The organism is Actinomycetes bacterium (assembly GCA_035489715.1).
Taxonomy (GTDB): domain Bacteria; phylum Actinomycetota; class Actinomycetes; order JACCUZ01; family JACCUZ01; genus DATHAP01.
Map to the genome: position 1 here is coordinate 1 of DATHAP010000047.1, position 21,310 is coordinate 21,310.

22 protein-coding genes, 1 tRNA gene and 1 pseudogene are annotated in these 21,310 nt (G+C 71.8%); 17 read left to right on the top strand and 7 right to left on the bottom strand.

The window, feature by feature from the left end; all coding sequences use genetic code 11:
- Positions 1 to 694 (top strand): right-handed parallel beta-helix repeat-containing protein (locus tag VK640_04190; protein ID HTE72386.1); only part of this gene is annotated, 694 nt, incomplete at its 5' end.
- 15 nt (positions 695 to 709) lie between these two features.
- Here the strand turns inward: VK640_04190 and VK640_04195 are convergent.
- Together VK640_04195 and VK640_04200 are read right to left on the bottom strand one after the other, a co-directional pair.
- Entirely contained in the window at positions 710 to 1,273 is a 564-nt protein-coding gene (locus VK640_04195) for a hypothetical protein (protein ID HTE72387.1), read from the bottom strand.
- 24 nt (positions 1,274 to 1,297) lie between these two features.
- On the bottom strand, positions 1,298 to 2,137 hold the full coding sequence (locus tag VK640_04200) for a UbiA family prenyltransferase (GenBank protein HTE72388.1): 840 nt from the start codon (positions 2,135 to 2,137) through the stop codon (positions 1,298 to 1,300).
- 170 nt (positions 2,138 to 2,307) lie between these two features.
- Between VK640_04200 and VK640_04205 the strand changes: the two genes are divergently transcribed.
- The 7 genes from VK640_04205 to VK640_04235 all read left to right on the top strand — a co-directional run bounded on the left by VK640_04205 (position 2,308) and on the right by VK640_04235 (position 8,477).
- Positions 2,308 to 2,790, top strand: a complete 483-nt coding sequence (locus VK640_04205) for a CarD family transcriptional regulator (protein ID HTE72389.1) — start codon at positions 2,308 to 2,310, stop codon at positions 2,788 to 2,790.
- 131 nt (positions 2,791 to 2,921) lie between these two features.
- Positions 2,922 to 4,022, top strand: coding sequence for a PIN domain-containing protein (locus tag VK640_04210; GenBank protein HTE72390.1), 1,101 nt, complete (start codon positions 2,922 to 2,924; stop codon positions 4,020 to 4,022).
- Positions 4,019 to 4,732, top strand: a complete 714-nt coding sequence (gene ispD, locus VK640_04215) for a 2-C-methyl-D-erythritol 4-phosphate cytidylyltransferase (protein HTE72391.1) — start codon at positions 4,019 to 4,021, stop codon at positions 4,730 to 4,732. The genes VK640_04210 and ispD overlap by 4 nt, the downstream gene beginning before the upstream one ends.
- Positions 4,725 to 5,210 (top strand): 2-C-methyl-D-erythritol 2,4-cyclodiphosphate synthase, encoded by a 486-nt coding sequence (gene ispF, locus VK640_04220; GenBank protein HTE72392.1) that lies wholly within the window; start codon positions 4,725 to 4,727, stop codon positions 5,208 to 5,210. Before ispD ends, ispF begins: the two co-directional genes overlap by 8 nt.
- A gap of 9 nt (positions 5,211 to 5,219) precedes the next feature.
- Complete coding sequence (gene cysS / locus VK640_04225; GenBank protein HTE72393.1) at positions 5,220 to 6,635, top strand: cysteine--tRNA ligase; 1,416 nt, start codon at positions 5,220 to 5,222, stop codon at positions 6,633 to 6,635.
- Entirely contained in the window at positions 6,635 to 7,603 is a 969-nt protein-coding gene (gene rlmB / locus VK640_04230; GenBank protein HTE72394.1) for a 23S rRNA (guanosine(2251)-2'-O)-methyltransferase RlmB, read from the top strand. The genes cysS and rlmB overlap by 1 nt, the downstream gene beginning before the upstream one ends.
- Positions 7,604 to 7,700: 97 nt before the next feature.
- Positions 7,701 to 8,477: a MerR family transcriptional regulator gene (locus tag VK640_04235; protein HTE72395.1), complete on the top strand. Its 777-nt coding sequence runs from the start codon at positions 7,701 to 7,703 to the stop codon at positions 8,475 to 8,477.
- Here the strand turns inward: VK640_04235 and VK640_04240 are convergent.
- Together VK640_04240 and ugpC are read right to left on the bottom strand one after the other, a co-directional pair.
- Positions 8,474 to 9,739, bottom strand: coding sequence for a DUF4032 domain-containing protein (locus VK640_04240; protein ID HTE72396.1), 1,266 nt, complete (start codon positions 9,737 to 9,739; stop codon positions 8,474 to 8,476). The genes VK640_04235 and VK640_04240 overlap by 4 nt on opposite strands.
- 12 nt (positions 9,740 to 9,751) lie before the next feature.
- On the bottom strand, positions 9,752 to 10,840 hold the full coding sequence (gene ugpC / locus VK640_04245) for a sn-glycerol-3-phosphate ABC transporter ATP-binding protein UgpC (GenBank protein ID HTE72397.1): 1,089 nt from the start codon (positions 10,838 to 10,840) through the stop codon (positions 9,752 to 9,754).
- A 354-nt stretch (positions 10,841 to 11,194) separates the two neighbouring features.
- Between ugpC and VK640_04250 the strand changes: the two genes are divergently transcribed.
- From VK640_04250 to VK640_04265, 4 genes are all read left to right on the top strand, one after another.
- The gene (locus VK640_04250) at positions 11,195 to 12,526 is read left to right on the top strand and encodes an ABC transporter substrate-binding protein (protein ID HTE72398.1); all 1,332 of its coding nucleotides are present in this window, start codon (positions 11,195 to 11,197) and stop codon (positions 12,524 to 12,526) included.
- Positions 12,527 to 12,696: 170 nt separating this feature from the next.
- Complete coding sequence (locus VK640_04255; protein ID HTE72399.1) at positions 12,697 to 13,659, top strand: sugar ABC transporter permease; 963 nt, start codon at positions 12,697 to 12,699, stop codon at positions 13,657 to 13,659.
- Positions 13,656 to 14,603 carry a carbohydrate ABC transporter permease gene (locus VK640_04260; protein HTE72400.1) on the top strand — a complete coding sequence of 316 codons (948 nt, stop codon included), beginning with the start codon at positions 13,656 to 13,658 and terminating at the stop codon, positions 14,601 to 14,603. Before VK640_04255 ends, VK640_04260 begins: the two co-directional genes overlap by 4 nt.
- 40 nt (positions 14,604 to 14,643) lie before the next feature.
- Entirely contained in the window at positions 14,644 to 15,672 is a 1,029-nt protein-coding gene (locus tag VK640_04265) for a LacI family DNA-binding transcriptional regulator (protein HTE72401.1), read from the top strand.
- Here VK640_04265 and VK640_04270 read toward each other — a convergent pair.
- On the bottom strand, positions 15,669 to 17,615 hold the full coding sequence (locus VK640_04270) for an alpha-amylase family protein (GenBank protein ID HTE72402.1): 1,947 nt from the start codon (positions 17,613 to 17,615) through the stop codon (positions 15,669 to 15,671). The genes VK640_04265 and VK640_04270 overlap by 4 nt on opposite strands.
- A gap of 34 nt (positions 17,616 to 17,649) precedes the next feature.
- Here VK640_04270 and VK640_04275 point away from each other — a divergent pair, with 34 nt between their 5' ends.
- Both VK640_04275 and VK640_04280 read left to right on the top strand, forming a co-directional pair.
- Positions 17,650 to 18,612 carry a carbohydrate kinase gene (locus tag VK640_04275; protein HTE72403.1) on the top strand — a complete coding sequence of 321 codons (963 nt, stop codon included), beginning with the start codon at positions 17,650 to 17,652 and terminating at the stop codon, positions 18,610 to 18,612.
- Positions 18,605 to 19,303: a cupin domain-containing protein gene (locus tag VK640_04280; protein ID HTE72404.1), complete on the top strand. Its 699-nt coding sequence runs from the start codon at positions 18,605 to 18,607 to the stop codon at positions 19,301 to 19,303. The genes VK640_04275 and VK640_04280 overlap by 8 nt, the downstream gene beginning before the upstream one ends.
- Here the strand turns inward: VK640_04280 and VK640_04285 are convergent.
- A complete protein-coding gene (locus VK640_04285; protein HTE72405.1) occupies positions 19,300 to 19,689 on the bottom strand; it encodes a hypothetical protein in 390 nt (129 codons plus the stop codon). The genes VK640_04280 and VK640_04285 overlap by 4 nt on opposite strands.
- 160 nt (positions 19,690 to 19,849) lie before the next feature.
- Positions 19,850 to 19,999, bottom strand: coding sequence for a hypothetical protein (locus tag VK640_04290; protein ID HTE72406.1), 150 nt, complete (start codon positions 19,997 to 19,999; stop codon positions 19,850 to 19,852).
- A 104-nt stretch (positions 20,000 to 20,103) separates the two neighbouring features.
- Between VK640_04290 and VK640_04295 the strand changes: the two are divergent.
- The 3 genes and pseudogenes from VK640_04295 (at position 20,104) to VK640_04305 (ending at position 21,137) form a co-directional block, all read left to right on the top strand.
- A pseudogene (locus VK640_04295) lies at positions 20,104 to 20,490 on the top strand (molybdopterin-dependent oxidoreductase).
- 175 nt (positions 20,491 to 20,665) lie between these two features.
- Positions 20,666 to 20,944: a hypothetical protein gene (locus VK640_04300; GenBank protein ID HTE72407.1), complete on the top strand. Its 279-nt coding sequence runs from the start codon at positions 20,666 to 20,668 to the stop codon at positions 20,942 to 20,944.
- A gap of 120 nt (positions 20,945 to 21,064) precedes the next feature.
- A tRNA-Thr gene (locus VK640_04305) sits at positions 21,065 to 21,137 on the top strand.
- Positions 21,138 to 21,310: the final 173 nt, after the last annotated feature.

Here is a 21,310-nt window from a genome sequence, read left to right on the forward strand (position 1 = left end):
CCTCAAGGGTCACACGATCACCGGTGGAGGGACGCCCTACAACGGCGTGCTGGTCCGCAGCGGCAGCTCGCGGGTCGAGGTCCGCAACGGGACCGTCACCGGTTTCGAGTACGGCGTCCGCCTCGACGAGTCGAGCGCCAACCGGGCCTGGAACCTCACGTTGACCGGCAACCGGCGCGGCGTCGACGTGGCCAACGCGTCCGGCAACACGATCGACAGGAACCGCATCTCCGGCAACAGCGGGGACGCCGTCAAGATGGACGGAGCCTCGAACGGGAACAAGGTGCTCCAGAACGTCGTGTCGGCCAACACCTTCGGCATCAGCGTGGCTGGGGGGTCCGGCAACCAAGTGGCCCAGAACACGGCAACCGGACCAGGCGCGTTCGGCGTGTGGGTGACCGGGTCCGCCTCGTCGACGACGGTGAGCCGGAACTCGGTGAGCGGCACCTCGGGCGACGGGATCGTCGTCGACTCGTCGGTAGCCGGCACGGTGCTCACCCAGAACTCCACCTCGGGCAACCTCGGTGACGGGATCGACGCCGGCGCCGTTGGGACGAAGCTCGGGAGCAACGTCGCCGTCGGCAACGTCGGGTGGGGCATCGCCGCGGTCGCCGGCGTGGACGACCTCGGCGGCAACAAGGCTGCCGGCAATCTCGCCGGCCAGTGCCAGGTCGTGGTCTGCGGGACGCCCTGACCTGCAGCGGTCGGGCTACTCGGCCGTCTCGGTCGCCGACGGAGTCTCGCTCGGGGTCTCCGTCGGCGACGGGCTCAGGGTTGGGGAGGCGGGCGGCGTGAGGGACGCGTAGTCGTCCGTGCCGAGGACGATGACCGTGCGGAAAGTGAGCGGCTCGGCCTTGGCGAAGCGGACGGTCAGCTCCACCGCCTGGCCCGGCTCCTTGGTCAGCCCGGTGACCGTGGCGGTCGCCTCCTCCGTGCCGAACGAGACGGCGGCGCCCGGCGGGAGGCTCGTGTCGCCGCCGAGGGTCACGTCGCCGGCGTCGGACCTGATGGCGGTGATCCGGTCGGAGGACTCGCCCCGGTTGACCACGGTCATGCTGACCACGCCCTCGTCAGCGCCCTCGGCCGCCACCACGAGGGCGTTGAGGACGCGGATGTCGCCGTCGCCGGCGACGATGCCGTCGGAGGGGGCGTAGTCCTGGGTCGACGTGGCGTCGAAGCCGGACGAGCAGCCGGCCAGGGCTGCCACGGTGAGCACCGCTGCGAGGGCGGCGAGGGGCCGGGGTCGACAGAGGCGTCGCGAGGCGGTGAGCACGGCCGACAGCGTAGCGACGCGGGCTCAGGTCAGCTCCGCCCCTCGGCCGATCACCAGCAGGACCGTCACCCCTGCCGTCGCCACGGCCAGAAGGAACGGCGCCGAGGCACGGGCGCGAGGCCGGCTGCCGGCCACCGCGGCCCCGGTGGCGGTAGCCAGGGCCGCCCCGAGGCCGACCCACGCCCACCCGGGGACCGGCCCGTCCGGACCGGCGACCACCAGCACGGCGGCTGCCGCCATGAGCACGGCGCCCGTGACGGCGGACGCCCGGGCGCCGATCCGCTGCGGCAGACCCCGTACGCCGTCGGCCAGGTCGTCGGCGACGTCCGGCACCACGTTGAGGAAGTGCGCGCCGACGCCGAGCAGGGCGCCCGCCCCCACGGCCCAGGGCGGCGGCCACGGTGACCCGTCCAGGCCCAGGGTGACGAAGCAGGTCAGCAGGGCGAAGCTGACGGCGTACGGCACAGGAGACGCCCACGTGCGCTTCAGCCCGAGGTTGTAGGCCCAGCCGCCGGAGACCGCCACCAGGTGGACCGTCCCGGCCAGCATCCCGTTGGCCAGGGACAGCGGCACGCAGGCGAGCACGGCGACCCAGGTCGCGCGCCGGACGGTACGGGGTTCGGCAGCGCCGGTGGCCAGCGGCTTGTCCGAGCGGCCGGCCGCCACGTCGCGGCTGCGGTCGAGCAGGTCGTTGGACCACCCGATCGAGAGCTGGCCGGTCAGGACGGCGAGACCGGTGAGCAGCAGCCCGCCGGCGGAGCGGCCGGCGGCTGCCGAGACGGCGACCGCGAACGCGGTGACCGCGGCGGAGGGCAGGGGGTGGCTGGCAGCGACCAGCGTCCGGGCGCCCCGGCTGCTCAGCACGGCTCCACGCCGCCGAGCATCGCACGGCCTTGAGGGCCCGTCGATGCACGCCGACCCTCGGCTTGTCAAGCGATTGCACCCGCTCTGACCTGCGCAAACGACTCGACGATCCGGCGAAGTGACCTCCGTCACCGTGTTATTCTGGAGGTCGCGAAAGGGGTCTGACACATATGACGTTCAAGGTCGGCGAGACGGTCGTCTACCCCCACCACGGGGCGGCACTCATCGAATCCATCGAGACACGCACCATCAAGGGTGAGGACAAGCTCTACCTGGTCCTGAAGGTCGCCCAGGGCGACCTCACGGTCCGGGTCCCGGCCGAGAACTGCGACCTCGTGGGTGTCCGCGACGTCGTCGGCCAGGAGGGCCTCGACCGCGTGTTCGAGGTGCTGCGCGCCCCCCACACCGAGGAGCCGACCAACTGGTCGCGCCGCTACAAGGCCAACCTCGAGAAGCTCGCCTCCGGCGACGTGATCAAGGTGGCCGAGGTCGTCCGTGACCTGTGGCGCCGTGACAAGGACCGCGGTCTGTCGGCCGGCGAAAAGCGCATGCTCGCCAAGGCCCGCCAGATCCTGGTCAGCGAGCTCGCGCTCGCCGAGCACACCAACGAGGACAAGGCCGAGGCGATCCTCGACGAGGTCCTCGCCTCCTGACCTCGCGAGCCGCCCGAGCCGACGCAGGCTCGAGCGACTCCCCACCGCCCCACCGCGCCGCCGACCCGTCCGGGTCGGCGGCGCGCGGCGTCCAAGGGGTCGGCGCCGGCACGGCGACTAGGGTCTCCGGCGTGATGGCGCCCCGGCTCACCCGCGTGCCCAACGCGGTGGTCGAGCTGCTGCGGCTGTGCGTGGTCGTCTTCTTCGCCGGCGTCGGCTACTACGTCGCCGACGCTCTCGACGAGGGCGGGGAGCCGGTCCTCGGCGCCTTCAGCGTCCTCGGGCTCGGCGTCATCCTCGGCTCGGCGCTGGGCTACGTCCTCGGCGGCCTGATCGGGCGCGGCACGGTGACCGCCGTGCGAGCGGCGGAGGCTGGTCTGCGCGACACCCCGGCCGAGCACATCGTGGCCGGAGTGGTGGGGGCGGTCATCGGCGTGCTGGTGGCGGCCGGGGTCACCTGGCCGGTGCTGCTCCTCAACAAGCCGCTCCTCACCTTCCCGATGTTCACGTTCGTGGTCGTCACGTTCGGGCTGCTCGGCTACCGGCTCGGGACGAGCAAGCGCGACTCGGTGCTGGACATGTTCGGCGCCCGGGTCGGCATGTCGCAGCGGCGCGTGGCGGCGGCAGCCATGCCCCGGGTGCTCGACACGTCGGTGGCGATCGACGGCCGGATCGTCGACGTCACCCGGGCCGGCTTCGTCCACGGCCGGATGCTGGTCCCGAGCCCGGTGCTGGGCGAGCTGCAGGGACTGGCGGACGCGGCCGACGACACCCGCCGGGCCAAGGGCCGGCGCGGACTCGAGGTGCTCGAGGTGCTGCGCCGTGAGCCCGGAGTCGACGTGGAGGTCCTCGACCTCGACGTGCCCGGCGTCGCGGAGGTGGACGCCAAGCTGGTCCGCATCTGCCTCGACCACGACGCTGCGCTGCTCACGCTCGACACCAACCTGGCCCGGGCTGCATCGCTGGCCGGGGTGCGGGTGATGAACCTGCACGCGCTCGCCTTGGCGTTGCGCCCGCCGGTCAGCGCCGGCGACGAGGTGACCGTGCTGCTCATCAAGCCCGGCAAGGAGCCCGGGCAGGCGGTCGGTTACCTCGACGACGGCACGATGGTCGTGGCGGAGCACGCTCGAGGGTCGATCGGCCACGACACGTCCGTCCGGGTGACGAGCGTGCTCACCACCGCCAACGGCCGGATGGTCTTCGCCCGCCCGACGACCGACCGGTCGTCATGACCACCGTGGGGGCGCTCGTGGTGGCAGCCGGACGAGGCGAGCGCCTCGGGCCCGGCGACCCCAAGGCGCTGCGCTTGCTCGGCGGGGCACCCGTGCTGGTCCACGCCGTGCGCGCGCTCGCCGCGGCCGCGACGGTCGAGCATGTCGTCGTCGCCGCCCCGCCGGACGCGGTCGAGGTAACCCGCACGCTGCTCGCGGACGACCACGCCGGCGCGTCGCTCGAGGTCGTGGCCGGTGGAGCGGAGCGCCCCGACTCGGTGCGCGCCGCGCTGGCCGCCCTGCCCGACGAGGTAGACGTGGTGCTGGTCCACGACGCCGCCCGCCCGCTGGCGCCGAGCCAGCTGGCCGATGCGGTGGCTGCCGCCGTCGTCGGTGGCTGCGACGCGGTCGTGCCGGTGCTGCCGGTCGTCGACACCGTCAAGCAGGTGTCCGGCGACCAGGTGGTCGCCACCGTGGACCGGAGCAGCCTGCGGGCGGTGCAGACGCCGCAGGGCTTCCGGCGCAGCGTGCTCGAGCAGGCTCATCGCGAGCACCGCACCGGCGACGGCGTCGAGGTGACCGACGACGCCGGCCTGGTCGAGCGGATCGGCCGCCCGGTCACGGTGGTGCCGGGGCACGAGGACGCCTTCAAGGTGACCCGGCCGGTCGACCTGCTGCTGGCCGAGACCGTGCTCGCCGCGCGGAGAGATGGGAACCGCAGCGATGGCTGACCTGCCCCTCGTCGGGCTCGGCGTCGACGTGCACCCGCTCGAGGGGGGCCGGCCGATGCACATGGCCGGCCTGCACTTCCCCGACGAGCCGGCCGGCTGCGCCGGGCACTCTGACGGCGACGTCGCCGCCCACGCGGCCTGCGACGCCCTGCTGTCCGCTGCCTCGCTCGGCGACCTCGGGTCGCAGTTCGGCACCTCCGAGCCGGAGTGGGCCGGTGCCGCCGGCCCGGCGATGCTCGCGGAGACGGCCCGCCGGGTGCGGGCCGCCGGGTTCGAGATCGGCAATGTCGCCGTGCAGGTGGTAGGTGATCGACCGCGGATCGGGCCGCGCCGCGACGAGGCCCAGCGGGTGCTCTCCGAGGCGGCCGGGGCTCCGGTGTCGGTGAGCGCTTCGACGACCGAGGGGCTCGGCCTCACCGGCCGCGGCGAGGGCGTCGCGGCGATCGCGACGGCGCTGGTGGCGCGGGCGGCCCGTTAGCCTTGACCGGTGAGCCTGCGCCTGTACGACACCGCGACCCGCGAGGTCCGTGAGTTCGTGCCGCTCGTCGAGGGCACGGCCGGCATCTACCACTGCGGGCTCACCGTCCAGGGGGCGCCGCACATAGGGCACATCCGCAAGGAGGTCGTCTTCGACGTCCTGCGGCGCTGGATGGAGCGCTCCGGCTACCAGGTGACTGTCGTCGCCAACCTCACCGACATCGACGACAAGATCCTGGTGAAGGCCGAGGAGGCCGGCGTCCCGTGGTGGGCGCTCGCGTACGCCAACGAGCGGGCGCTGCACGCGGCCTACGACGTGCTCGGCTGCGCGCCGCCGACCTACGAGCCCCGCGCGACCGGCCACGTGCCGGAGATGCTCGAGCTGATGCAGGAGCTGGTCGAGAAGGGCCACGCCTACCCGGCCGCCGACGGCTCCGGCGACGTCTACTTCGACGTGCGGTCGTGGCCGGACTACGGCCGCCTGTCCAACCAGCCGGTCGACGAGATGGAGGCGGCCGCCGATGCCGACCCGCTCGGTAAGCGCGACCCCCGCGACTTCGCGCTGTGGAAGGGGCACAAGGAGGGGGAGCCGCTCACCGCGTCCTGGGCCACGCCGTACGGCCGGGGCCGTCCTGGCTGGCACCTCGAGTGCTCGGCCATGGTCGGCAAGTACCTCGGCCCGGAGTTCGACATCCACGGCGGCGGGCTCGACCTGCGCTTCCCGCACCACGAGAACGAGCTGGCCCAGTCGACGGCGGCCGGCCGGCCGTTCGCCCGGTGGTGGATGCACAACGCGATGCTCAACCTCGGCGGCTCGAAGATGAGCAAGTCGGTCGGCAACACGATGCTGGTCTCCGAGGTGGTCAAGCGGGTCCGGCCGGTCGAGCTGCGCTACTACCTGGTGGCGTCGCACTACCGGTCGATCGTGGAGTACTCCGACGAGGCGCTGACCGAGTCGGCGGCGGCGTACCAAAGGATCGAGAACTTCGTGCTCCGCGCCGACCGGCTGATGGGCGGCTCGTCGGCAGGCGAGGTGACCTGCGCGGAGTTCGCCGAGGCGATGGACGACGACCTGGCCGTGCCGGCCGCGCTGGCCGCGCTGCACGGCGTGCTGCGCGAGGGCAACAAGCTGCTGGCCGACGGGCCGTCGGAGGCGCTGGCCGGGTCGCTGCGCTCCGTACGCTCGATGCTCGACGTGCTGGGCCTCGACCCGCTGTCGGAGCACTGGGCCGGCTCGGGCGCCGACGGCGACCTGCACCCGGTCGTGGACCGGCTGGTGGCCGTCACCCTCGCCGAGCGCACGGAGGCTCGTGCACGCAAGGACTACGCGACGTCCGACCGGATCCGCGACGCACTCGCCGAGGCCGGGATCGCGGTCGAGGACACACCGAGCGGGCCGACCTGGTCGCTCACCGAAGGGACCTGATGGCCGGCAACAGCTCGCGCCGCGGAGCCAAGCGCAACCCGGGATCGAAGAAGGGCCAGACCGTCGGGTCCGGCGGCCAGCGCCGCCGCGGTCTCGAGGGCAAGGGCCCGACACCGAAGGCGTCCGAGCGGCCCAGCCACCCCGCGCACCGCCGGGCCCGGTCGGCCGCCAAGAGCGCCGGCGCCCAGCGGACCGGCAACCGGGCCGCCGCCCGCAGCCGCGGCGAGGGTGGCCCCGAGTGGGTCGCCGGACGCAACCCGGTGGTCGAGGCGCTGCGCGCGCGGGTGCCGGCGACCGCGCTGTACGTCGCCGAGCGCATCGACGGCGACGACCGGGTCCGCGAGTCGCTCAAGCTCGCGTCGGCATCCGGGATACCCCTCATGGAGGCCAGCCGCACGGAGCTCGACCGGCTGGCCAGCGGCGCGCCGCACCAGGGCCTGGTGCTGCAGGTGCCGGCCTACGACTACGCCCACCCCGACGACCTGCTGGCCGCCGCGGCCGAGTCGGACACCCCGGTGCTGCTGGTGGCGCTGGACGGGGTGACCGACCCGCGCAACCTGGGAGCGGTGATCCGCTCGGCCGCGGCGTTCGGTGCGCAAGGTGTCGTGGTGCCGTCCCGCCGGGCGGCCGGCCTCACCGCGACGGCGTGGAAGGTGTCGGCCGGCGCGGCCGCCCGGGTGCCGGTCGCGCGGGCGACGAACCTGACTCGGGCGCTCGAGGCCTACCAGAAGGCGGGCTGCACGGTGGTCGGGCTGGACGGCGAGGCGGACACCGACCTGGCCGACGTCGACCTGCTGTCCGACGCCGTGGTGCTCGTCGTCGGGTCGGAGGGGAAGGGGCTCTCACGGCTGGTCCGTGAGACCTGCGACGTCGTCGCCGGCATCCCCATCGGGTCGGGCGCCGAGTCGCTCAACGCGTCGGTCGCCGCGGGCATCGCGCTGAACGAGGTGGCCCGCGCGCGCCGCTGACTCTCGTCGACCGGCACAACGTCAGGTACAGGCGGTCGACGGACGGGACCGCTGAGGGGTTGACCCTGACGTGGCGTAAGGCCGCAGAGTGGGCGGCATGAGCACGTCGGAGGGCCCGCGGATCTGGACGGTCGGTGAGGTGGCGCGACTGGCCGGCGTGACGGTTCGCACGCTGCACCACTACGACCAGATCGGGCTGCTGCCGCCGAGCGGGCGGGCGGCCAACGGCTATCGCACCTACACGACGGTGGACGTGGCCCGGCTGCAGCGCGTGCTGTCCTGGCGGGAGCTCGGCTTTGACCTCGAGCAGGTCGCCGAGCTGGTCGCCACCGACGGGTCGCACGACGACACCGTCGACCAGCTGCGCGCCCAGCACGCGCAGCTGCTCGCCCGGATCGACCGGTTGCAGGCGGTCGCCGCGACCGTCGCCAAGACCCTGGAGGCGCATGAGATGGGGATCGACCTGACCCTCGAGGAGATGATCGAGGTCTTCGGTGACCACGACCCGACCGAGCACGTCGAGGAGGCCCGGCGGCGGTGGGGCGACACGGACGCCTACCGCGAGGCGCACCGCCGCTCGTCGTCGTACGGCAAGGACGAGTGGCTGCAGATCCGTCGCGAGGGTGACGAGATCCCCGCCGCGTTCGCCGCGGCGAAGCGGGCCGGCCTGCCGCCGGACTCACCCGAGGCGGCTGCCGCCGCCACCAGGCACCGCGAGCACATCAGCCGCTGGTTCTACGACGTGACGCCCGAGGTGCACCAGGGGTTGGCACAGATGTACGTCGCCGATCCCCTCTTCGCGTCCACGTACGACGACGTGGCGCCCGGCCTCGCGCAGTACGTCAGCGCGTCGATCCTGGCGCTCTACCGCTAGGGCGCCGCCTCGTCGTCGGCGAACGGCGCCATCTCCTGGGTGGGGCTGCCGATACGCGAGCCCAGGACGGCCTGCTCGTCCGGCTTGTGGGTGAGCACGTCGTCGACGTACGACCGGGCTGCCGGCATCAGCCCGACGTCGCGACCGGCGCGCTCGGACAGGAACCACCGGTGCTCGAGCACCTCGTGGAAGATCTCGGCCGGCTCCAGCTTGCCGCGCAGCTCCTTGGGCACGGCGCGCACCACCGGCTCGAAGGACTCGGTGACCCAGCGGTGCGCGACGATCTCCTCGTCCTCGTTCTGCACGTCCTTGGCGGCGCGGTAGGCGTCGAGGTCGTTGAGCATCCGGCGGGCCTGGTTCTCCTCGACGTCGAGCCCGGTCAGTCGCAGCAGGCGGCGGCTGTGGTGGCCGGCGTCGACGACCTTCGGCTCGAGCTGCACGGTGCGGCCGTCGATGTCGGTCACGATGTTGAGCTCGGCGACGTCGAAGCCGAGGTCGTTGAGCCGGCGGATCCGCTGGTCGATGCGGAACCGCTCACCGGTGTCGAAGGTCTCGGCGCCCAGCAGCTCGGTCCAGAGCGACCGGTACCGCTCGACGACCTGGTCCGAGGTCTCGACCGGGTCGATCGACTCGTGCAGCAGGCCACCCGCCTCGAGGTCGAGCAGCTCGCCGGCGATGTTGGTGCGGGCGAGGTCGAGGTCGTACTCACGCTGCCCGGTCGAGAGCGTGCCGTGAAGCTCGCCGGTCTCGGCGTCGACGAGGTACGCCGCGAAGGCGCCCGCGTCGCGCCGGAAAAGGGTGTTGGACAGGGAGCAGTCGCCCCAGTAAAAGCCCGCCGTGTGCATCCGCACCAGCAGGGCGGCCAGCGCGTCGAGGAGCCGGGTCGCGGTGTCCGGACGCAGCGTCGACGAGAACAGGGCGCGGTAGGGCAGCGAGAACTGCAGGTGGCGGGTGACCAGCGCCGCGTCGAGCTCCTCGCCGGTCTCCGTCACCCGGCCGGAGACCACGCCCACCGCTTCGACGGCCGGCAGGTCGCGGCGCTCGAGCTGGCGCAGCAGGCCGTACTCGCGCAGCGCGATCTGCTCTCCCACCTCCTTGACGGCGTAGACGCTGCCGCCCAGCCGGACGAACCGCACGACGTGCCGCGAGATGCCGCGGGGAAGGACCACGAGCTGGTCCTCGGGCCAGTCCTCGAGGCGGCCTCCCCACGGCAGGTCGAGCAGTGCCGGGTCGCTGGGAGCCGCCAGCAGCTGCAGGGCCACGGCGCTGTGTGATCAGGTGGGGAGCCGCTCGCCGCTCTCGGTCGAGAACAGGTGGACGTGACCCTGCTTCGGCGCGAAGTGGACGCTCTCACCCTTCGCCGGCGGCTTGCGGCCGTCAACCCGGGCGATGATGTCGTAGGGCTTGCCGCCCACGTCGGCCGTCCCGTAGACGTAGGCGTCGGCGCCGAGCTCCTCGACCAGGTTGACGGTGGTCTGCAGCCCCTGGCCGGCGCCGACCAGCTCCATGTCCTCGGGGCGGACGCCGACCGTCAGCTTGCGGCCGGCCTTGTCGGCGACCTCCGCCGTCTCCCGCGGGATCGGCAGGCTCGCACCGCCGAAGTGCATGGTGCCGCCCTCGGCCTCCACCTGCAGGAGGTTCATCGCCGGGGAGCCGATGAACCCCGCGACGAAGACGTTGTTCGGGTTGTCGTACATCCGCCGCGGGGTGTCGACCTGCTGCAGGATGCCGTCCTTGAGGACCGCCACTCGGTCGCCCATCGTCATGGCCTCGACCTGGTCGTGGGTGACGTAGACGGTCGTGACGCCCAGCCGGCGCTGCAGGGCGGCGATCTGGCTACGGGTCTGGACGCGCAGCTTCGCGTCCAGGTTGGAGAGGGGTTCGTCCATGAGGAAGACCTGGGGGGAACGGACGATCGCGCGACCCATCGCGACGCGCTGGCGCTGGCCGCCGGAGAGCGCCTTCGGCTTGCGCTCGAGGTACTGCTCGAGGTCGAGAATCTTGGCGGCCTCGCGAACCCGCTCGTTGATCTTCTCCTTGGGCTCACCGGCGATCTTGAGCGCGAAGCCCATGTTCTCGGCGACGCTCATGTGGGGGTAGAGCGCGTAGTTCTGGAACACCATGGCGATGTCGCGGTCCTTGGGCGCCAGGTTGGTGACGTCACGGTCGCCGATGCGGATCGATCCGCCGTTGACGTCCTCCAGGCCGGCGAGCATGCGCAGCGACGTGGACTTGCCGCAGCCGGAGGGGCCGACCAGGACGAGGAACTCCCCGTCGCCGATCTCGATGTCCAGCGCGTCCACCGCAGGGCGCTCGGCCCCGGGGAAGAGTCTGGTCGCCTTGTCGAAAGTCACGGTCGCCATGAGCTGGCGCTCCCTTCACCGGCAGGAACGTGCCGGACGATCCGAGTGGAAGGTGGAGCAACCTGACCGACCCCGGTGGGGAGGCAGGGACCTACTGACCGGCACCGTAACGGCGGCGGCGCCTGCTCGTCCATGCCTGCCCAACGGGCAACGACGACCACCCGCCGTTACCTGATCGTTACCCGTCACCCTGTTGCCCGCCCGTTGCGTAAACGTTTACATCGGGTTACCCCGGGACGCGGGGACCGGCCGCCCCTGCGGCACGTTCCCGGACCGGTCTGGGACTGACAAGAGGGAGCAGTGCGCATGGGATCAGCGAAGGCTCGGCGCGGACTCGCTGCGTTCGCCTGTGTCATGAGTGCGAGCCTCGTCCTCGCCGCATGTGGCGGCGACGACGACAGCGGTGGCAGCAACAAGGCCGAGGGCAAGGCTCCCGGTCAGGGCAAGGCGGAGTGCGAGGGCCTCACCGAGTGGGGTGACCTCACCGGCAAGACGGTGAAGATGTACACCTCGATCGTGGCGCCGGAGGACCAGCCGCACATCGACTCCTACAAGCTTTTCGAGACCTGCACCGGCGCCAAAGTGGATTACGAAGGTTCCAAGGAGTTCGAGGCACAGCTCGTCGTCCGGGTCCGCAGCGGCAACCCGCCGGACCTGGCCTACATCCCGCAGCCCGGCCTCCTCAACACGCTGGTCAAGGACACCGGCAAGGTCGTCGAGGTGCCCGACACGGTGTCGGCCAACGTCGACGAGTTCTGGAGCGACTCATGGCGCGGCTACGGCACCGTGGACGGCAAGCTGTACGCCGCTCCGCTGGGCGCCAACATGAAGTCCTTCGTGTGGTACTCCCCGAAGATGTTCGAGGAGAACGGCTGGGAGATCCCGACCACCTGGGACGACATGATCGCCCTGTCCGACACCATCGCGGCGACCGGGATCAAGCCCTGGTGCGCGGGCATCGGGTCCGGTGACGCCACCGGCTGGCCGGTCACCGACTGGCTCGAGGACGTCCTGCTCCGCGACGCGGGCATCGACGTCTACAACCAGTGGGTCGCCCACGAGATCCCGTTCAACGACCCCCAGATCGTGAGCGCCCTCGACCGGGTCGGCGACATCCTGAAGAACGACAAGTACGTCAACGGCGGCATCGGCGACGTCAAGAGCATCGCGACCACCATCTTCCAGGACGGCGGCCTGCCGATCCTCAAGGGCAAGTGTGCGCTGCACCGGCAGGCCGGCTTCTACGCGGCGAACTGGCCGGAGGGCACTGACGTCTCCGAGACCGGCGATGCCTTCGCGTTCTACCTGCCGACCACCAACGAGGACAACGGCAAGCCGGTGCTCGGCGGCGGCGAGTTCGTGGCGGCGTTCGACGACCGTCCCGAGGTCCAGGCGTTCCAGACCTACCTCTCCTCGGACACCTGGGCCAACGAGAAGGCCAAGGCGACACCGCAGGGCGGTTGGATCAGTGCCAACAACGGCCTCGACACGGCCAACCTGGTCAGCCCGATCGACGTGGTCTCGGCCGAGACGCTGGCCGACCCGGAGACGGTGTTCGGGTTCGACGGTTCCGACCAGATGCCCGCCGCCGTGGGCTCGGGCTCCTTCTGGAAGGAGATGACGGCCTGGATCACCGGGAAGAGCACGGCCGACGCGCTGAAGGCCATCGAAGAGAGCTGGCCGTGATCGGCTAGCACCACCTCGACGCAATGATCCACCGGCTGGCTGCCGGGACCTTGCCCCCCGCGGGCGGGGTCCCGGCGGCCACCGGTCGGCGCCTGTCTTCTCGCTGCTCCGCAGCGCCAGTGCGCCACCTCCGATGGGCTCGGTCCACTCCGGCAGGGAGGTAAGCCGCGATGTCGGCTACTGACAAGTTCGTCCAGATGTTCATCGCCATCTTCGCGTTCGTCGCGGTGATGGGCCTCGTGCTCTTCCTCGCCGACCGGGTCCGGTCCCGCAAGGGCGAGGTCCTCCAGACCATCGCGTTCGTCCTGCCCGCAGCCCTGCTGATCTCGGTCGGCCTGCTCTATCCGGGCATCCGGACGATCTTCGAGTCGTTCAAGAACGCCGCCGGCACCGAGTACGTCGGCATCGACAACTACACAGAGATCTTCACCAACTCCGGCCTCCTCACCGTGCTGCGCAACACCGCGATCTGGGTGATCGTCACCCCGATCGTCGCGACGCTGATCGGTCTGGTCTACGCGGTGCTGATCGACAAGGCGAGGATCGAGGCGGTCGCCAAGGCGCTGATCTTCCTGCCGATGGCGATCTCGCTCGTCGGCGCGTCCATCATCTGGAAGTTCGTCTACGACTACCGCTCCACCGAGAACGTCCAGATCGGCCTGGCCAACCAGATCCTCAAGTCGCTCGGGCTGGACACCTACCGCTTCCTGCTCACCGAGCCGTGGAACACGTTCTTCCTGATCGTGATCATGATCTGGGTCCAGGCCGGCTTCGCGATGACGGTCCTCTCGGCGTCGATCAAGGCGATTCCCGACGACATCGTCGAGGCGGCACGTCTGGACGGCGTCTCGGGCTTCCGGATGTTCCGCTACATCACCGTCCCGAGCATCCGTCCGGCGCTGATCGTGGTGCTGACTGCCATCAGCATCACCACGCTGAAGGTGTTCGACATCGTCCGCACCACGACGGGCGGCAACTTCAACACCAGCGTTCTGGCCAACGAGTTCTACACACAGAGCTTCCGGTCGTTCAACAACGGCCTGGGAGCCGCGCTGGCGGTGCTGCTCTTCATCCTGGTCATCCCGATCGTCGTCTACAACATCCGCCAGATGCGAAAGCTGGAGGCCCGATGAGCGCCCCGACGACCACGACGGCCCCGGCCCGGAAGCGGACGGGCGCGCCGACGGCGGCCGCGGAGGCGCACAAGCGGCTCACCTCGCCGTGGGCGTCGTTGGCTGCGATCGTCATCGCCGTCCTGTGGACGATCCCGACTTTCGGTCTGCTGATCTCGTCGTTCCGCCCCGAGGCCCAGGTCAAGGACAGCGGTTGGTGGACCGCGTTCTCCGACCCGGCGTGGACCCTGGACAACTACGACGCTGTGCTGTCGAGCGAGGGCGGTGTCAACCTCGCGACCTACTTCGTCAACACGATCGTCATCACTCTGCCGGCGGTGATCATCCCGATCACGCTGGCGACCTTGGCCGCCTACGCGTTCGCCTGGATGCAGTTCCCGGGCCGCGACTGGCTGTTCGTGGCCATCTTCGCCATGCAGATCGTGCCGATCCAGGTCACGATGATCCCGCTGCTCTCGCTCTACGTGGACCCGCCGTTCGGCCTGCCCCAGCTGGCCGGCGGCGACGCCCCGGGTGGTGGGTTCTACACGATCTGGCTCTCGCACTCGATCTTCGCGCTGCCGCTCGCGATCTACCTCCTGCACAACTTCATGAAGGAGGTGCCCGCCGAGCTGATCGAGGCAGCGCGGGTCGACGGCGCGGGCCACGTGCGGATCTTCACCCGCATCATGCTCCCGCTGATGACTCCGGCCATCGCGGCCTTCGCGATCTTCCAGTTCCTGTGGGTGTGGAACGACCTGCTCGTCGCGCTGGTCTTCGGCGGTGGCAGCCTCGAGATCTCGCCGCTCACGGTGCGCCTCGCCGAGCTGTCGGGCACCCGCGGCAATGACTGGCACCTGCTCTCTGCCGGTGCGTTCGTCTCGCTGATCGTGCCGCTGGTCGTCTTCCTGGCCGGCCAGCGATTCTTCGTCCGTGGGCTCCTCGCGGGGAGCGTCAAGGGGTAGCCCAGGAGGCCAGGCCGGAGGCCGGGGGGCTGGGGTTGCCATGACGAGCATCAAGGACGTCGCACGCGAGGTGGGCGTGTCGACCGCGACAGTCTCCCGCGCGCTGCGGGGGCTGCCGCGGGTCTCCGACGCGACGCGCTACCGCGTGCTGCAGGCGGCCGAGGAGCTGGACTACGTCGCGTCGCCGACCGCGGCCAGCCTCGCGAGCGGGCAGACCCGGGCGGTCGGCGTGGTGGTGCCGCACGTGACCCGCTGGTTCTACGCGTCGGTGGTGCAGGGCGCGGAGGAGCTGCTGCGCGCCGAGGGCTACGACCTGCTGCTCTACAACCTGGGCGGCGACCGAGAGGCCCGGCGCCGGGTGTTCCGCAGCCACTTGCTGCGCAAGCGGGTCGACGCGGTCATCGTGCTGAGCCTCACGCCGACTGCCGAGGAGGTGCGCGAGCTCGCCAAGCTCGACCGGCCGGTCGCCGTGGTCGGCGCCACCGTGCCCGGCTGGTCGAGCGTGCGGATCGACGACATGGAGACGGCGCGCATCGCCATGCGACACCTGCTCGACCTGGGCCACTGCCGGATCGGCTACATCGGCGGGTCGCTCGAGGAGCAGCTGGACTTCGCGGCGCCGCTGGACCGGCTGCAGGGCTACCGCAGCGCCATGGCCGGCGCAGGTCTCGAGGTGCACCCGTCGTGGGAGGTTATCGGCGACTTCACCGTCCGCGGCGGGCTGGCCGCCATGCGCCTCCTGCTCGAGGCGCAGGAGCGTCCGACCGCGGTGTTCGCGGCGTCGGACGAGATGGCCGTCGGTGCCGCCTACGCCGTGCGCGAGGCCGGCCTGCGAGTTCCCGAGGACATCTCGGTGATCGGCATCGACGACCACGACATGGCGGAGTTCTTCGGGCTCAGCACGGTGGCGCAGCCGGTGCACGAGCAGGGCCGGCTGGCGGCCCGTCTCCTGCTCGACGTGATCGCCGCCGCCGGCGACCGGGTGCGACAGAAGGCGCTGACCGTGCCGACCCGGCTGGTCGTCCGGAGCACCACCGCCCCGCCGGTCGGACCGGGTGGCTCCGGCTAGTCGCCTGCCAGCCAGGCATGGCCCCAGGCGGGCAGCCTGAGGGCGTATGTCGTCAGCTCGCTGCCCGGCGTCGCCGCCACCAGCACGGCGTCCGGCGGCAGGCCGGCCAGCCGCCCCCGGTCGACGTCGACCCGGTCGTCGGAGAAGCTCGCCAACGCCATCAGCGGGCCGCTGCGGGGATGGCGCCGACGGTAGGCCAGCACGTGCCGGTCTCCGACATCCAGCAGCTCGGGGCTGGTGCCCGAGCGCAGGGCGAGGAGGCCGGCCCGGGCCCGGGCGAGCCCCTGGATGCCCGCGAACACCCGGCCCTCCACGCTGGTCGGGTCGTGCCGCCGGTCGGCGGCCGCCCAGTCCATCGGTGGCCGGTGCATCCAGCGGTTGTCGCCGGCCTGCGACGGTTCGGCCGCCCACGCCGGGTCGTTGGCCAGGCCGAGCTCGTCGCCCATGTAGAGCAGCGGGATGCCGCCGAAGGAGTAGACGACCGAGTAGAGGGTGAGCAGGCGTCGAATCGCCGCGTCGACCTGTTCCCCGTCGCCTGAGTCGCGGGCCGCGTCGAGGCCGCACAGCGCGGCGGCGGTGCCGGAGATGCGGCGGTCACCGGTGCGCGGGTTGGCCTGGAACACCGCGCCGCGGGCGAAGGAGCTGTCGTGCGCCCCGCTGTAGAACTCGCTGAGGAAGTGCCGGTGCGCGGCGGGGTCGAGGCCGACCGCCCAGGCGTCCTCGTCGGAGACCGCCCACCCGATGTCGTCGTGGCAGCGCAGATAGGTCACCCACGCCGTCGTGGGTGGCGCCGTGCGCATCGCCGACAGGGCATGCCGGGCGAGCGTGGCGTCGCGGCTGGCCAGGGACGACCACAGCATCACCATCAGCTGGTTGTGGTAGGCCAGGTCGCACTCGGGACGGAACCGGTCGTGGCCGCCGAGGTACTGCACGAGATGCTGCGGCGAGACGATGGCCTCGGCCTTGACCAGTACGCCGGGAGCCGCCACGGCGAGCAGCGCACGCATCGCCTGCAGCACGAGGTGGACCTCGGGCTGGTTCTGGCAGTCGGTTCCTTCGCGCTTCCACAGGAACGGGGCGGCGTCCAGCCGCAGCACGTCGACCCCGCGGTCGGCCAGGCCGAGCACCGTGCCGAGCATCGCCGCGAACACGTCGGGGTTGGACCAGTCCAGGTCCCACTGGAACGTGTTGAACGTGGTCCAGACCCACCCCACCCCCTCGACGTGGGTGAACGAGCCCGGTGCCTGGTCGGGGAACACCTCGGGAAGAGTCCGCTCGTAGCGGTCCGGCCAGGAGCGGTCCGGGAACATCAGGTAGAAGTCGCGGTAGACGGGGTCGCCCGCCGCGGCGGCACGCGCCCATGGGTGCTCGGCGGCGGTGTGGTTGAGCACCAGGTCGACGCAGAGCGTCATCTGCCGCTCGTGCAGGTCCGTGGCGAGCGCCTCGAGGTCGGTCATCGTGCCGAGCCGGGGGTCGACCGCGCCGTAGTCCACGACCGCGTAGCCGCCGTCGTCGTCACCGTCGCGGCTGGCGAGGAGCGGCATCAGGTGCAGGTACGTCACGCCGAGCTCGGCCAGGTAGTCCAGGCGCTGCCGCACACCGGTGAGGTCACCCGCGAACCGGTCGGTATAGCTGACGTAGCCGGACATCCGGGCGCGCTGGAACCAGCTGGGGTCCACCTCGCGAGCCCGGTCGAGCACCCGCAGCGGCAGAGCGCGCCCGACCGCCGAGGCCACGGCCAGGTCGACCAGCCGGGTCACCAGCCGGTCCAGCGCGGCCCGGTCGCTGGGGGCGTACAGGCTGCGGAGCGGTTCAACCAGGTCGGCATGGTGGGCCTCGAGGCGCGCCGCCACGGCGGCACCCTCGACGTCGCCGAGGACGGCGGACGCGCGCTGCCGGACGGATGCCAGCAGCCCGGCGGGCAGGTTCGTGCGCGTGGGCATCACGGCTGATCGTAGGGGCGGTAGGTTCGGCGCCGTGCGGTCACCGGGAGACGTCGTCGCGGTCGCCGGCGAGGTCATCACCGACATGGTGCCGGCCGGGGGGCAGGGGCTGTTCCGGGCCGCTCCCGGGGGCAGCCCGGCCAACGTCGCCGTCGGCCTGGCCCGCCTCGAGGTCCCGGTCCGGCTGCTCGCGCGGCTGTCCGGCGACGTGCTCGGTCGTCGCCTCCGGCGGCACCTCGCCGACAACGGGGTCGACCTGTCCTGCGCGGTCGACGCGAGCGAGCCCTCGTCGCTGGCCATCGTGGTGCTCGCCGACGACGGCTCGGCGGAGTACGACTTCCGGGTCGACGGCACGGCTGACTGGCAGTGGACCGATGACGAGCTCGCGCGCGCGCTCGATGACGTCGTCGCCCTGCACGTCGGCTCGCTGGGCCTGACCACGCCACCCGGCGGGGAGGTGCTGCGCCGGCTGGCGGCCCGCGCTCGAGTGACGGCGACGGTGACGTTCGACCCCAACGTCCGCCACCTGCTGATGGGGTCGGCCGAGGCGACGATGCGCATCGTCGACGAGGTGCTTGCGGTGGCCGACGTGGTGAAGGCGAGCGACGAGGACCTCGCCTGGCTCGCACCCGACCGGAGCATCGCCGACGTGGCCGGGGACTGGGTCTCGCGCGGCCCGGCGCTGGTCGTCGTCACCCGCGGAGGGGAGGGCGCCTACGCCGTCGGCGCGGGTGCCGGGGCGGTGCACCTCCCCGGCATCCCGGTGGACGTCGTCGACACGGTCGGCGCGGGCGACTCGTTCATGGGCGCGTTGGTGGCGGGGCTGCACCGGCGCGGCCTGCTCGGTGCCGCCGCCCGCGAGGCACTGCGGTCGCTTCCCCCAGCGGACATCGAGATGTTGGTCGACGAGGCGATCGAGGTGTCGGCCATCACCTGCTCCCGGCAGGGAGCCGACCCCCCGACGGCCGCCGAGATCAGGGAGCGGCACGGTGGTTGACCTGACGCCCGAGCTGCTCGGCGCGTGGGTGAAGGCGTACGAGCGGGGTTGGCGCGACGGCGCGGCCGCCGACCTGGCCGGGCTGTTCACCCCGGACGCCGAGTACCTCGTCGAGCCGTATGCCCCGCCGCTGGTCGGGTTGCCGGCGATCGAGGCGCTGTGGGCGCGGGAGGTCGACCCCGACGAGGTCTTCACGATGGGCCACGTCGTCGTCGCCTGCAGCGGCGCGACCGGAGTCGTGCGGGTGGAGGTGCGGTACGGCGAGCCGGTGGTGGCGGAGTACCGCGACCTGTGGGTCGTAACCTTCACCGCCGACGGCCGGGCCAGCCGGTTCGAGGAGTGGCCGTTCTGGCCGTCGCATGGCCCGGCACCGACGCAGCCGCCGCCGCTGGTCCGGCACGCGTCGGACGTGCGGGCCGAGCCATGGGCCGAGGTCGTGCGCTCCGGTGACCTGAGCGCCGGGGTCTACCGGCTCGGTGCGGGTGCTGCGGACGGCCAGGCTCCGCATGGTGAGGACGAAGTCTACGTCGTCACGGCCGGCCGGGCGCACCTCGAGGTCGACGGGACGCGGACGGCGGTGCGGCCGGGCTCGGTCGCGTACGTCCCGAGCCGCGTGCCGCACCGTTTCGTCGACATCACCCAGGACCTCGAGGTGGCGGTGGTGTTCGCACCTCCGGAGTCCGGCGTCTAGCCGAAGGTGATGACTCCGCGGCAGACCTGGCCGGTCGCCAGGTGGCGGGCCCGCGCCACGATCCGGTCGTCTCCGGCCCGGTTGGTGATCCTGCGCTCCACGTCGAACGAGCCGCTCGGCGCCAGGGTGGTCCGCCGCGTCGCGGCGACCCGGTCGCCGTTGTCGTAGATCCGGACCCGCCAGACCTGGCCGACCTTGTTGGAGTCGACCTCCCACTCGACCTCGAGCGCGCCGTCGTCGCGCTTCACGTCGAGCTTCCAGTCCGCCCGGCCGCTGCACGAGCCGGTGCGCTCGATCTCGCCGTCGCCGTCGCCGGCGTGAGCGGCGGGGGCGAACGGGACGAGCAGGGCCAGGCCCAGAGCTGCCGCGGTGAGAGTCTTGCGCATGATGTCCTCCGGTCGTCATGTGGTTGTTGCGATGCGACGACCCTGCCCGCTCGTCCAGCGAGTGGGAACGCCGTTAGCCGAGCGTTAGGTGCAGCAACCTCGAGCTTTATCGGACCTGCCTTGCGCGACCCGAACTCCTGTAACAAGGCCGACTTAGTGTTCATGGGTCGAGCGAGGGGGACACGTGGACCTCGACGAGGCGACGTACCTGCAGGTTCGATCGCGACAGCTCGTGCAGCGGGCGGGGCTGCGGCGTCGCGACGTGCTCCGGCTCGGTGCCTCGTTGCCACTGGCCGCCGGAGTCGCTCACGTCGTCGGGCCGACGACGGCCCGCGCCGCGGAGGCTGCGGTGTCCTCGCCGATCCGCAAGCCGCTGCACCGGAGTGGTTCGTCAGCCACGGCACCAACGCCGAGATGCGATGGGAATCCGTCGCCGACCTCGGCTACCGAGTGCCCAACGAGCGGTTCTTCGTCCGCGACGACACCTCGACCCCGGCCATCGACGAGCGGACGTGGCGACTGCGGGGCCACGGTGCCATCGGCATCGCCCGGTGGCGCGGCGTGCCGCTGCGCGTCGTGCTGGAGCGCGCCGGTATCAGCCCGTCGCCGGTGGACGTCATGCCGGCCGGCTTGGACCCGACGGTCGTCGCGGGCGGTGTCGACTACGGGCACGTACGTCGTCCCCTCCCGGTCGAGAAGGTGCTGGATGACGTGCTGGTCGCGCTGTCGATGAACGGCGCGGACCTGCCGCCCGACCACGGCTTCCCGGCCTGACTCGTGGTGCCCGGGTGGATCGGCGTCGCGAGCATCAAATGGGTCGGCGACATCGAGGTGTCCGACGAGCCGCTGTTCTCCTACTGGAACACCCAGCAGTACGTCATGACCGGCACCGCCTACCCGGACCGCCCCTTGGTCACCGAGCAGACGGTCAACCTGGGAGCTGGCCTCGGGTGCCCGCCTGCCGGCTGGGGAGCCGGTGACGCTCACCGGGCGCGCCTGGTCGGGCACCGCCCCGATCGCGAAGGTCGACGTCAGTCTCGACGAGGGGGTCACCTGGACGCCGGCCCGGCTCGAGGGCCTGCGCGATGGGGGGACCCGGTTCCGGCACGAGCAGCCGGCGCTGGCCGAGGGTCCGGTGCAGCTGTGGGCGCGGGCGACCGACACGGACGGCCGCACCCAGCCGGCCACGGTGCCGTTCAACACCAACGGCTACCTGTTCGGAGCGGTCGTCCGGCACCCGGTCGTAGCGACCTGACCGGCGCGTCCCGACGAGTCGGGGCGTCCCCGTCCCTGCCCGGATGGGACGCCCTGGCCTAGTCTGTGCTCGACCCTGCACGCTGCCTCGGATGGATCCGCGACGGCTCCCCGGGGTCCCGCCGGCGTGGCGCAATTGGCAGCGCACCCGACTTGTAATCGGGCGGTTCCGAGTTCGAGTCTCGGCGTCGGCTCTGTGGTGACCTGCGGAAACGTGCTCCCGACCCCTCTCGGGGTGCAGCGAGTACGTCCTTTACGCGTCCGCCTCGGCCGGCCACGGGGTCGGAGGCGCGATCCGTGCGGCTAGCGCCGCCGTGAGTCGAACCGGGACAACGCTCGCTCGATCTTCTCGAGGTTCCGAGCGATA

What these genes read in the sequence shown, in the direction of transcription:
- VK640_04205 (HTE72389.1), top strand. Translation starts at nt 2,308, where the DNA reads ATGACGTTCAAGGTCGGCGAGACGGTCGTCTACCCCCACCACGGGGCG.
- ispD (HTE72391.1), top strand. Translation starts at nt 4,019, where the DNA reads ATGACCACCGTGGGGGCGCTCGTGGTGGCAGCCGGACGAGGCGAGCGC.
- ispF (HTE72392.1), top strand. Translation starts at nt 4,725, where the DNA reads ATGGCTGACCTGCCCCTCGTCGGGCTCGGCGTCGACGTGCACCCGCTC.
- rlmB (HTE72394.1), top strand. Translation starts at nt 6,635, where the DNA reads ATGGCCGGCAACAGCTCGCGCCGCGGAGCCAAGCGCAACCCGGGATCG.
- VK640_04235 (HTE72395.1), top strand. Translation starts at nt 7,701, where the DNA reads ATGAGCACGTCGGAGGGCCCGCGGATCTGGACGGTCGGTGAGGTGGCG.
- ugpC (HTE72397.1), bottom strand. Translation starts at nt 10,840, where the DNA reads ATGGCGACCGTGACTTTCGACAAGGCGACCAGACTCTTCCCCGGGGCC.
- VK640_04250 (HTE72398.1), top strand. Translation starts at nt 11,195, where the DNA reads ATGAGTGCGAGCCTCGTCCTCGCCGCATGTGGCGGCGACGACGACAGC.
- VK640_04255 (HTE72399.1), top strand. Translation starts at nt 12,697, where the DNA reads ATGTCGGCTACTGACAAGTTCGTCCAGATGTTCATCGCCATCTTCGCG.
- VK640_04260 (HTE72400.1), top strand. Translation starts at nt 13,656, where the DNA reads ATGAGCGCCCCGACGACCACGACGGCCCCGGCCCGGAAGCGGACGGGC.
- VK640_04265 (HTE72401.1), top strand. Translation starts at nt 14,644, where the DNA reads ATGACGAGCATCAAGGACGTCGCACGCGAGGTGGGCGTGTCGACCGCG.
- VK640_04270 (HTE72402.1), bottom strand. Translation starts at nt 17,615, where the DNA reads ATGCCCACGCGCACGAACCTGCCCGCCGGGCTGCTGGCATCCGTCCGG.
- VK640_04285 (HTE72405.1), bottom strand. Translation starts at nt 19,689, where the DNA reads ATGCGCAAGACTCTCACCGCGGCAGCTCTGGGCCTGGCCCTGCTCGTC.